The organism is Wocania ichthyoenteri Th78 (genome assembly GCF_000789235.1).
GTDB lineage: Bacteria > Bacteroidota > Bacteroidia > Flavobacteriales > Flavobacteriaceae > Wocania_A > Wocania_A ichthyoenteri.
The window spans coordinates 2,397,493-2,409,506 of record NZ_KN525716.1; the positions used below are offsets into that span (position 1 = coordinate 2,397,493).

Sequence of the window (12,014 nt, forward strand, 5' to 3'; positions counted from 1 at the left end):
TCATTCGATATAATTAAATTTATTTTTAGCAATTCTCATAACCTGATCTAGATTTTTAAAAGCATCTGTGCCTCCAGGTTTTGTAGTAGAGATTGCCCCCATTAAATTCCCATATTCTTGGCACTCCTCGGGAGGTTTGCCTTTTATGAATTTCGAAATGTACCCTGCATTAAAACTATCTCCTGCTCCTATAGTATCTATAATATTATTATTTAGGAAAGATTCCTTTGAGATTTTCTTATCATCATAAAAGAGGACAGAGCCTTTTTTTCCACGCTTTATAACTGTATATCTGCTTTTATTTTGAATGCTATCAATAGCGAAATTAAGATTGGGTTGCCTGGTTAGTTTTTGAAATTCAACTTCATTCGGGATAAAAACATCCACTAAGGGAAGAACTTTTTCTAAATCAAGATTCCATTTCTCGGTCGGATCCCATTGAACATCCAAAGAAGTGGTTAGGCCTGCCTTTTTAGCTTTTATAAACAATGAATCCAACGAATTTTTAAATCCAGGTTGGAAAAAGTAAGAAGAGAAATGTAGATGATTAGCTTGTTTTAATTGGCTTTCATGAATGTCATTAATACTTAAATGTGACATAGCTCCTTGATGAGTGACCATAGCTCTGTCTTCATCATAGCTTAGTGCCACGGTTGCACCAGTTTTGAGGGTATCTTCAATTATAATTAATGAAGTGTCTACTCCCTTTTCATTTAATTTGTCAATTATAAATTGGCCAAAAATATCGTTTCCAAGTTTTCCTATGAAAGCTACTTTTAAACCTAAAGAGCTTAAGTTGCTCGCGCAAATAGCTGACGAACTTCCCAAAGTCAAAGTCATATCATCAGCCAGAATTTCTTTCCCAACTTCAGGAAACCCTTTAATATGGTTAAATATTAAATCAACATTAAGCTCTCCAACAACTATAACGTCAAACTTCTTTTCCATTTTTAATATTTTTATTTAATTATTTTTATATTCATTTCGCAATTTTTTAACAATTGCTCCACATCGTTTTTATAAAACATTCCAAGCTCTTTTCTTATGCAATTAGCAGCACCAGTAGCTGCTGCTAATTTTGCTGTTTTAATCAAATTATAATTTCTTTTATGTGCAACAATTAATCCAGCCATCAAGCTGTCTCCACTGCCCACTGCACTAATGACATTTTCCACTTTACTTAGGGCATGAACCATTTCATTAAAGTCATAAAGATACGGTCCACTTTCTCCATAAGTAATTGCTGATAAGTTACAACTTTCGCCCAATCTAATGGCAATCGCTTCTGGATCAGTGGATTTGAAAATATCATAGCCGTAATGTTGATTTATATGTACGGCATATGGAGTCTTTATAAGAGCATCTATCAAGATATTGCCTGAACAATCTATAAATGATTTTAGATGTAATTGAGATGCTTTTTCTATAAGCTGGGAATAATTTGCCCCAAATGAATTTTTTGGCCATGAACCACTTAATGAAACAAGACTTGACTTTTTTAATAGCTTATCATAATCTTCCAAAAATGCGGCATATTCCAATGCGTCAATTATTGGACCCATACCTAAAAACTCTGTTTCATTGGATCTGTTTTTTGATTGGATGGTTAGACAAGTTCGGGACCAGTCTGATATTTCTGGACCATAGCATACAATCCCTTTTGATTCACATTCTTGCTTGACCCATTGACCTACTGGCCCGCCCCAAAAGGCTAATAGACAAACTTGCTCTCCCAATTCTCTTATACCTATGGCAACGTGAACACCCTTACCTACAGGATAAGAGAACTCTTTATTTGTTCTGTTAACCTTTCCTATACTGAAATCATCAATATGAATAAATTTATCTATTGAAGGGTTAGGGCATACACATAAGATCATGTAAATAGATATTATTGTTTATATATATTAACACCCTTTACCACCCGGTTAATGGAATTATTCACTGAGGGAGAATCGGGAGATAATCCAAGATTTATAGATTTGTACAACCCGAGCAATTGCCCAGGAATAATGGCACAGACAGCAAAAAATTCTTCGGGCATATTGTTCGATTCGGCAACTTCTATAGAAAGATTTAATGAGATTTCACCCTTATATTTAATGATTTCTCCAATCCCTATTTCATATAATTTCTCCTTTTGTTCATTAATGGATCGAACCAAATCATACTCGTATTTATTTACTAGGTCATCATTGGAAAATAGATAAACAATTAAGGTAGAATCATTAATAACTGCTTTAGGGCCATGTCTTAAGCCTAAGAAGGAATCATATTTACATATCACTTGCCCATCCGATAATTCTTGAACTTTTAATTGAGATTCTCTAGCAATTGCTTTTAATGGTCCTGATCCAAGGAAAACAACACGACTAAAATTCAAGTTAGCTACTTCTATTATTCTTTGTTTATACTTTTGAAGTATTATTTTTCCATACTTAGACAGCAAATCGACATATTCTTTGTTTTTCCTCAAATTAGCTAAATCTGAAACCAGTATCCCGGCCAATAGCATTGAAGTAAATGATCCTGTCATTGCTAATCCCTTGTCATTGGCATTCTTTGGCATTAAAAGAACATAGGAATTTCTTGAACCCACATTTTTTGTAAGCTTCCCTTTAGGGTTACAAGTGATAATTAAATGGAATAGGTTCTCACAAAAATTATTTGCCAAGTCGATCGCGGCGAGACTTTCAGGACTATCTCCAGAACGTGCAAACGAAATCATTAAGATAGGCTGTTGTGGACTAATTAAAAAATCTTTTGAATGCGAAACAAAATCTGTCGATGCTACTGCTTGGGTTGTTCTTCCAATCTTACGTTGAAAAAAGGTCTGAACAACTTCCCCGATATATGCTGAAGTGCCTGCGCCTATTAGTATTATTCTCAAGTCTTTGAAAACGAAAGCTGTTTTTAAAAAAGAAGTTATCTTTTTATGCTCAGAGACAATGACAGAATAGGTTTCTTGCCATAGAAGTGGTTGCCCTTCTATTTCTTTAATAGTATTGCTAGAGTGTAAAGGTATATCGTTTTTAATCATACGTTCGAATGGTCGTTAAATTTAAATGATTATTAACCTATATAAGGTATTAAGAAATCAAATGTAAGTTATTTTTAAGAATTTAGAAAGTAAAATGATAATATTTATTTATAAAACCTTCTTTTTTTAAAAAATAAATATATTTGAAATTCCAAAAAAGTTAATATGCATTGGTAAAACTGTACTGCAATTAAGATTTCAAACATTGAAATTAAAAGAAATGATATGATATATATATTGTTTACTGATGCTCTATGGTTTGATCCAATGAAAGAGCCTTTCGGCTTGGGTGTTTTAAGAGGGAGGAGTTTTTTTAGAGTATTATTTTTGGGTTATGATTGGGAAGCATCGAAACCTGTTGATGAAATTCAAGCAATCCATGACACGCTACTAAAAAAGGAAGCTCGGTTTTTTTATATATATTCTTTGATTAAGCTGAAGGCTTATCTGTATATATTTGTGGTGAAGCCTGGGTGATATAATTTCCCGAAACAATGGAATATTCATACTGCTCATATTCGCTTTTGCTCTGAAACTATCTTTAGGATTCATTTCGGCCTGAAAAATATCCAACAATTTGCCATTATCAAAATTGGAAACACGTAATTCATCTTAATAAAATTACTTCTTGCTTAAAAATTATTTATTCATATCAAATAGAACATGATGAAACGAAAGAAAAAAGATCATTACTATTTTTTAAGATATGACTTTTGTTAAAGTCATTTGGTGTTAAAACCAAGAAGTAATATTAGATAACATCTTAAGTAGGATCTTAAATTGCTTTAAATCAGTAAATTAATATGGTATATTTAACAACAACTATAATTTATTTTCTTTATATTTAATAATATTTATTAAAGCTTATGTAAAAACTTAAATTAACAAAAAGAAAGAATATGAAGCATTAATAATTTCTTTTACTTGTTTATTTAAAAATTTATATTACATTAGCATTTAATAATTAATCTAAATACTTATTTTTTATGAAAAAGCTATTACTTACCTTTCTATTCATGCTATCAGCTCATCTAGGCATTATGGGGAGTCCCAATTTACATCCTATTAATGAAGTTGAGCAGGATGTTGAAGTTAAAGGAAAAGTGCTGGATGAAGCAGGAGTTCCGTTAATTGGTGCCTCAATATTGGAAGTTGGGACAAACAATGGAGCGGTTACTGATTTTGATGGTAACTTTAATATTAGGGTTCAAAACAGGAACTCATTAATTGTTGTAAGTTTTATAGGATATGAAGACCAAACATTTTCAGCCAAACAAGATTATATCGAGATACGGTTATTCTCAGGAGCAACTTTATTAGATGAAGCGGTCGTTATTGGTTACGGCTCAATTAAGAAGTCCGATATAACTGGATCCATTGCTTCGGTAACCACAGACGATTTAAATCAATTCCCTACAGCTAATCCTGTTCAAGCTTTACAGGGAAGAGCATCGGGCGTCTCAATTAGTTCGCTAAATGGAGGAGAACCTGGTGCCGACTACAGGATACGGATTAGAGGAAACACGTCTATAAGTGCATCAAACAATCCTCTATTTGTTGTAGACGGGTTCCCGCAAGCTTCAATGCCTCCTGCGGATGATATATCCTCTGTAGAAGTTCTTAAAGATGCTTCTGCCACTGCGATTTATGGCTCAAGAGGAGCAAACGGTGTTGTTTTAATAACTACGAAAAAAGGGAAGTCTGGCAAGATGAGAATTAATCTCAACATTTCTCATGCTAGTCAAAATGAAATCAAAAGATATAAATTAATGAATGCTCAGCAGTATGGTGAGTACATGAACGAACTTGACGCGCTTTCTGGAAGTTCACCTACATTTCCTAACACTTCAGGATTAGGTCTCGGCACAGATTGGCAAGAAGAGATTTCACAGAATGGTGAAATTCAAAATTATAACCTATCAGTTTCTGGTGGAAATGAAAAGATTAATTATTACCTTTCTGGTACATCATTTAACCAAAAAGGAATTATCTTAAACTCCGACTACAATAGATACTCTATAACTTCTAATATAAACGGAAAGCTATCCGACCGATTAGATATAGGGGCTAATATATTTTCTCGAAGAACTAAAAGTGATAGGATTTCTAGTCGTGAAGGTACATCTGGTAGTCAAGGGGGGGGGTACTTACCTCCGCATTAACTTTTGCGCCTACTTCAGGGGTGTTTGAAGATGATGGAATAACCTATTCAATCGACCCCTTTAATCCTCTTTATGACAATCCGTTGGCCGCGGCTAATGAGAGAACTGATGATTTTATATCTGACTATTTTCAGTCAAGCGTATTTGGGGAATATAAAATCCTTAATAATTTGAAATTTAAAAGTGTGTTAGGTGCAACTGTACAAAATGATTTTAGAGGAACATATCAATCAAGTAAATTAGTGTATGGAGGTTCTTTTAACGGTATAGCAGCCATAGACAACGGTAAACGAACTAGTATATTGACAGAGAATTATCTTACGTATTCACTCAATTTTAATGATAGACATGAACTAACTATATTAGGAGGGTATTCATTTCAGCAGTTTGAGAGATTAAATAGTCGAGCAAGGTCAAGTGGTTTTATAACGGACAGCTCCCTCTATTTTAATTTAGGTTCTGGCGCCTTGGCTGAACCGCCGTCTTCAAGTTTTGAGGAATCCAAGTTAATTTCATATTTTGGTAGAATCAATTATGGATACAAAAACAAATATCTTTTAACTGCAACTTTAAGAAGGGACGGTTCTTCAGTTTTAGCTGAAGGAAATAAATGGGATATATTTCCCTCTGCCGCTTTGGGGTGGAATATTCACAAGGAAGGTTTTTTGAGTGATTCAAATACTATTAATCAAATGAAATTTAGACTGAGCTACGGAGTCTCAGGGAACAATCAATCAGTACAACCCTACTCTTCTTTGGCACGTTTTAGAACAGTAGGAGCTATCTATAATGGAGTTCGAGTGAATGCTGTAAGTCCTCAAAGTCTTTCAAACCGTGAATTAGAATGGGAAAGAACGGCACAAACGAATATAGGTTTTGATTTAGGCTTATTTCATTCAAAAATTTCATTAACAGCAGACTATTATGACATGACAACATCAAAACTTCTTTTTAGTACACCAATTCCACTTTACCTTGGAGTAGGTAATAGTGCTTTAAAAAATATTGGTGAAACTGGTAATAAAGGAGTTGAATTTTCAATTGGAATTAAAGATATAATTAAAACCATTCGCTGGAACACTAATTTTAATATTTCTTTCAATAAAAATAAGGTGAAAAAACTACCTAATGGAGAGGATATTTTGTACCAAAGTGGGAGACCAGGTCAATTTGTAGGAATAAACAATACTCAAATTCTAACTGAAGGTAAACCAATTGGTCTATTTCATGGTTTTGTTTACGATGGTGTACAACAAAGTGGGGATGAACTTTTAACTAACGCAGAAGGTCTAGGCGGTGAGAAGTTCAAAGACCTAAATGGAGATGGAGTACTAGATGCAGATGATCGTATGATTATTGGGGACCCTAATCCAGATTTTCATTGGGGTTGGAATAATAGCTTTAGTTATAAGGGTATAGATTTAAATATATTCATACAAGGTGTGCAAGGAAATGACATACTAAACTATACTAGATTGTGGCTTGAAGATGGAGTAGGACGAAGAAATGCGTCCACAGCACTTTTGAACAGATGGACACCAAACAACTCAGATACAGATGTACCTAAGGCTTCTATAACAAGAACACAAAGTTTATCATCTAGATGGATTGAAGATGGAAGTTATGTCAGGTTAAAAGATATTACATTAGGTTATACTTTACCCGATATGGTGACAGAAAAATTAAAAATGAGTTCTCTTAGAATTTATATAAGTGGGCAGAATTTATGGACAAAAACAGATTATTCAGGTTTTGATCCAGAAGTAGGAAGAGGCGGAGCTATAGAAGCAATAGGTGTTGATTTTGGAAGTTATCCAAATACTAGAAACGTCACTTTAGGTATGAATTTAAGTTTTTAAAATAAATAACAAAATCGAAAAGAAATGAAACATTTTATCAAAAATTTATATATAATTTTAATACTAGTATTTACTGCCTGTTCTGATTTAACAGAAGATCCAGTATCTGTTTTGGCTCCTGAGGGATTTTTTACAGGTCCTGATGACGTTGAAGCTGCTCTGTTTGGTGTTTATGGAAGAATGACCTCTGATGCAGCTTGGGGTGGAGAATTGACTCAGTCGCTTATTTTAATGAGTGATATGGTATCAGTTGGTAATACTGGAGCGGCCTCTCAAAATTTTGAATTGGATCAATTTAATCTTGCTCCTGATCATTACTATTCCAGAGTAAATTGGGCTAGGGCTTATGACATTATCAATGCTGCTAATACAGCCATTATTGGAGCAAGATCGATAAATGTTGATGAAAATTTAAAATTAAGGTTAGAAGCAGAAGCTAGAGCGCTTAGAGCTTTTAATTACTATACTTTTACGAGGCTCTATGGCGCTATGCCTTATTTGGAAGAACCTGCAACAAGTATTGAGGAGTCTCTAAGTTTAGAAAGAATGTCAGAATCTGAACTTTATGATAAAATTATTGAAGATTTAGAGTTTGCTTTTGTTGAAAATAGATTGCCCAACGTAAATGATGGAGGTGCTAGAACAAGAGTCACGCGTGGAACTGTAGCTACAATATTAGCCTCTGTACATCTTACAAGAGAGAATTGGCAAGAAGCTTACAATAAAGCTAAGTGGGTAATGGACAATAAAGGAACTTTTGGATATGATTTGGTTACTGATTATCAAGATTTGTTCGATGCTACAAAACAAGATGGTATTGCAGAACATATTTTGGCAGTTGATTTTTTAGGAGGCTATCGCGCAGCAGATAATGATGATACTATGTCACCTTTGACAGGTGTAGGTGGTGTCTCTGGTGTTTCTGGCGGATGGAGTATTGTAGTACCGACAATGAAAGTATATGATGATTGGGATAATAAAGATTATAGAAAAGGAGTAGCTTTAGATACTGCTGTTGTTAATGCTAGTGGAGATATAATTAGTTATCAGGATTTCCCTAGAGCCAAAAGACCTCACATAGCAAAATATAACAGGTTTTTGGGTAACGCAGGAGGGTCTGGAAGACGATCTGATTATAATTATTGTTTATTTAGATATGCTGAAGTTGTTTTGATTGCCGCTGAAGCCTTAAATGAATTACAAGGTCCAAATGCTGAGAATCTTTCATATGTAAATTTAGTTAGGGCTAGAGCCAGAAATAATCCCGCAGGCGCATCTAACTTCCCTACAGACGTTTCGCTAGGTTTAACCCAAGATCAACTAAGAGATACAATTATGAATGATAGAAGACTAGAACTATCTTTTGAGTATAAAAGATGGTTTGATATTAAAAGGAAAAAATTGGGGGACGCCGCCTTTAAAGGTCCAAACTCTTTAGAGCCACAACCTCTTTTTGATTCAAGCAAGCACTATCTTATGCCAATTCCCCAAACTGAAATTGATGTTAATCCTAATATTTCCCAAAATCCTTTTTATTAGATAGCAAATTTAAATTTCCAAAAACAATCGGGGAGGATTTTTCATAATTTATGGATATCTTCCCTTTTTTATAAATATTATGAAATTAGTGAAATCAATCATTATATCAGCTCTATCTTCTTTGATTTTGTTTTCATGTACAACAAAGAACAAAGTGGAATTACTGGAGTTGCCTTTGTTTCGAGCATTAAATAGCGAAGAAAGTGGTGTCAATTTTACAAATCACATTACTATTAGTGATTCGCTAAACTTTTTTAATTTTGGTTACATTTATTCAGGAGGAGGTGTTGCTATAGGAGACCTCAACAATGACGGGCTTCAAGATATTTTTTTTGTTGGTAATCAAGTAGGAAATAGACTTTACCTTAATAAAGGAGATCTAAAATTTAAAGATATCACTACAAATGCACACTTAAAGACTAACAATAAATGGTGTACAGGAGTTACAATGGCGGATGTTAATGGTGATGGTTATTTGGATATCTATGTATCTGTTTCAGGAACAAAGAAAATGGACAGAAAGAACCTATTATATATTAACAATCAAGACCTGACGTTTACCGAATCTGCTGAGATTAGTGGTGTTTCAGACAATGGTTACAGCTCACAATCTACTTTTTTTGATTATGATAGAGATGGTGATTTGGATCTATTCGTAGCAAACTATCCTCCAGCAGGTTTTCAGAATTCTCAAAAATATTATCGTAATAAAATGGATAATGTTCAAGAAGAAGACACCGACCATCTATTTGAGAACAATGGAGAAGGGGTTTTTATAAACGTAACAAAAAAGGCTGGACTGTTTTCATATGGACTTTCATTAAGTGCTACTGTTGGGGATTTCAACCAGGATGGTTGGCCAGACATTTATGTTTCAAATGATTTTTCAACACCTGATTATTTTTATTTTAATAATGGAGATGGGACTTTCAAAGAAGCTAACCAAAACACAACAAAGAATACTTCATTTTATGGAATGGGAGTGGATGTTGCCGATTTTAATAATGACAAATTGTTGGATATTTTTCAAGCCGAAATGAATCCTGAAGATAATTTCAGAGCAAAAGCGAATATGAGCAGTATGAATATTCCATTGTTTTGGGAAGCAGTGTCGCTCGGGTTTGGTTACCAGTATATGCAAAATAGCCTTCAACTTAACCAAGGAATAAAAGAAAATGGGCTTCCTTTTTTTAGTAACGTGTCACGGATTTCTGGAGTCTCCTCAACAGATTGGAGTTGGGCTCCACTATTTATAGATATGGATAATGACGGTTGGAAAGATATTTTCATAACTAATGGCATACGCAGAGATATAAACAATAAAGATTTTTTCAAAAGGTTAGAGAAGCCAGCTTTTGTCAATCAGTTTAAAACGCATAAAGAATTGGCAGAAGCTATGCCTTTTAGTAAAGTTCCCAATTATGCCTTCAAAAATAATGGAGGAATTAAGTTTGAAAACATCTCTTCTAATTGGGGGTTAGATTTTAAAGGATTTTCTAATGGAGCCTCTTATGGGGATCTTGATAATGATGGTGATCTGGATATAGTAGTCAATAATGTAGACTCCGTCGCCGTAATTTTTGAAAATAGGTCTAATAATATTTCAAAGAAGCGTTTTCTAAGATTTAAATTGAAAGGGGATGCAGGCAATACCTTTGGGGTGGGAACCAAGATAGAATTGAATAATAATGGAGACATCCAGTTTCAGGAGTTTACAATGACTCGTGGCTATCTGTCTTCAGTAGAACCCATTGTACATTTCGGAACAGGAGAACTGGAGACTGTCAAAAAGGTAACAATTACTTGGCCTGATGGTCGTCAACAAGAATTACATAATGTACCTACCAATAAAATCATTACCATAGATTATAAGAATTCGAATGAGCAGAAATTTAACTCATACTCAAGTCCCCAAAAATATTTGAAGGAGGTTTCTGTAAGTAACGGTCTTTTCTATACGCATATAGAAAATGACTATGATGATTTTAAGAAAGAACCTTTATTACCTCATAAAACATCTCAATTTGGCCCTGGTATTGCCGTTTCCGATATTAATCATGATGGACTAGACGATCTATATATTGGAGGAGCAAAGGGGTCAAAAGGAAAATTGATGGTTCAACTTTCAGATGGAAAATTTGAGGAATTGTCGGGGCCATGGGACAACGACTATGATTATGAAGATATAGGAGCCATTTTTTTTGATGCGGATCAGGACAATGACTTTGATCTTTATGTGGTAAGCGGTGGCAATGAATTTGAAATAGATTCTCCATTACTTGAAGACAGATTATACATAAATGAAGGGTTAGGAAAATTCCATAAATCATTGGATGCCCTTCCAAAAATGAGAACAAGTGGATCTTGTGTTGTTTCTTTAGATTTTGATAAAGATGGTGATATGGATCTGTTTGTTGGCGGCAGATTGATTCCTGGAAAATACCCGTTCCCTGCAAATAGTTATCTTTTGGAAAATGTAGGCGTGAATGGAAAAGCCAAATTTACTGATATCACAAAGGAAAGTGCCCCAAGTTTGTTAAAGCCAGGTTTGGTAACAGCATCTGTTGCTTCAGATTTTGATTCAGACGGAGACCTTGACCTTATAATTGTGGGAGAATGGATGCCCATTTCTTTTTTCGAAAATGACAAAGGTTATTTCAAAGATGTTACCGAAATATACGGTATGACCGATACTGTAGGTTGGTGGAGTAGCATTATTACCGATGATTTTGATGATGATGGTATCGATGATTATGTAGTTGGTAACTTAGGCCGGAATTACAAATATCAAGCAACCAAGGAACAGAGTTTTGATATATTTGTTGCTGATTTTGACAATAATAAAAAACAGGATTTAGTGCTAGGATATTACAACGAAGGAGTACAATATCCTGTTCGTGGTCGTCAATGTTCTGCCCAACAAGTACCAGAACTCGAGTTCAAGTTCAAAAGCTACACAGATTTTGCAAAAGCAACTATACAAGATGTTTATACCGAAGAGGCTTTAAAGTCTTCCCTTCATTATAAGGCCAAAACATTTTCAAGTTTATTTATTAAAAACACTTCCAATAAAAGAATGGAAATTATAGACCTTCCTGAAAGTGCTCAAATCTCTAGTATTAATGGGATGATATCAAGAGACTTTAACCAAGACGGAAACAAGGACATTCTGGCTGTTGGAAACCTATTCGCCTCTGAAGTGGAAACTCCAAGAAATGATGCGTCCTATGGTTTTTTGCTTGTTGGAGATGGAATGGGTAATTTCTCGAAGGTAAATTATCAAAAAAGTGGCTTGTACGTTCCTGGGGATGCAAAGGCAATCTCAGTACTAAAGACTGGTAGCAAAAATTTAATTGTGGTAGCAAATAATAATGCCCCAATGCAAGTGTTTGAAATTAAATAAAAATTAACATA

Annotated in this window: 7 protein-coding genes; 4 read left to right on the forward strand and 3 right to left on the reverse strand. The window is 34.3% G+C overall.

Going from position 1 to position 12,014, the window contains the following annotated elements; genetic code table 11:
* From RG22_RS10420 to RG22_RS10430, 3 genes are read right to left on the reverse strand one after another with little or no spacing between them, the layout of a single operon-like run.
* Nucleotides 1-948, reverse strand: a complete 948-nt coding sequence (locus tag RG22_RS10420) for a carbohydrate kinase family protein (RefSeq protein WP_034042983.1) — start codon at nt 946-948, stop codon at nt 1-3.
* 11 nt (nt 949-959) lie between these two features.
* Entirely contained in the window at nt 960-1,880 is a 921-nt protein-coding gene (locus RG22_RS10425) for a 1-phosphofructokinase family hexose kinase (protein ID WP_034042984.1), read from the reverse strand.
* An 11-nt stretch (nt 1,881-1,891) separates the two neighbouring features.
* Complete coding sequence (locus RG22_RS10430) at nt 1,892-3,040, reverse strand: SIS domain-containing protein (RefSeq protein ID WP_034042985.1); 1,149 nt, start codon at nt 3,038-3,040, stop codon at nt 1,892-1,894.
* A gap of 986 nt (nt 3,041-4,026) precedes the next feature.
* Between RG22_RS10430 and RG22_RS18205 the strand changes: the two genes are divergently transcribed.
* The 4 genes from RG22_RS18205 (at nt 4,027) to RG22_RS10450 (ending at nt 12,003) form a co-directional block, all read left to right on the forward strand.
* Entirely contained in the window at nt 4,027-5,202 is a 1,176-nt protein-coding gene (locus tag RG22_RS18205) for a SusC/RagA family TonB-linked outer membrane protein (RefSeq protein ID WP_081997706.1), read from the forward strand.
* Nucleotides 5,203-5,222: 20 nt separating this feature from the next.
* The gene (locus tag RG22_RS18210) at nt 5,223-7,061 is read left to right on the forward strand and encodes a SusC/RagA family TonB-linked outer membrane protein (RefSeq protein ID WP_052143705.1); all 1,839 of its coding nucleotides are present in this window, start codon (nt 5,223-5,225) and stop codon (nt 7,059-7,061) included.
* 24 nt (nt 7,062-7,085) lie between these two features.
* Nucleotides 7,086-8,600, forward strand: coding sequence for a RagB/SusD family nutrient uptake outer membrane protein (locus tag RG22_RS10445; RefSeq protein ID WP_034042989.1), 1,515 nt, complete (start codon nt 7,086-7,088; stop codon nt 8,598-8,600).
* Nucleotides 8,601-8,679: 79 nt separating this feature from the next.
* Complete coding sequence (locus RG22_RS10450; RefSeq protein WP_034042991.1) at nt 8,680-12,003, forward strand: VCBS repeat-containing protein; 3,324 nt, start codon at nt 8,680-8,682, stop codon at nt 12,001-12,003.
* The last annotated feature ends 11 nt before the right edge of the window (nt 12,004-12,014 follow it).

Coding starts and splice junctions, on each gene's coding strand:
- RG22_RS10420 (WP_034042983.1), bottom strand. CDS start 948: ATGGAAAAGAAGTTTGACGTTATAGTTGTTGGAGAGCTTAATGTTGAT.
- RG22_RS10425 (WP_034042984.1), bottom strand. CDS start 1,880: ATGATCTTATGTGTATGCCCTAACCCTTCAATAGATAAATTTATTCAT.
- RG22_RS10430 (WP_034042985.1), bottom strand. CDS start 3,040: ATGATTAAAAACGATATACCTTTACACTCTAGCAATACTATTAAAGAA.
- RG22_RS18205 (WP_081997706.1), top strand. CDS start 4,027: ATGAAAAAGCTATTACTTACCTTTCTATTCATGCTATCAGCTCATCTA.
- RG22_RS10445 (WP_034042989.1), top strand. CDS start 7,086: ATGAAACATTTTATCAAAAATTTATATATAATTTTAATACTAGTATTT.
- RG22_RS10450 (WP_034042991.1), top strand. CDS start 8,680: ATGAAATTAGTGAAATCAATCATTATATCAGCTCTATCTTCTTTGATT.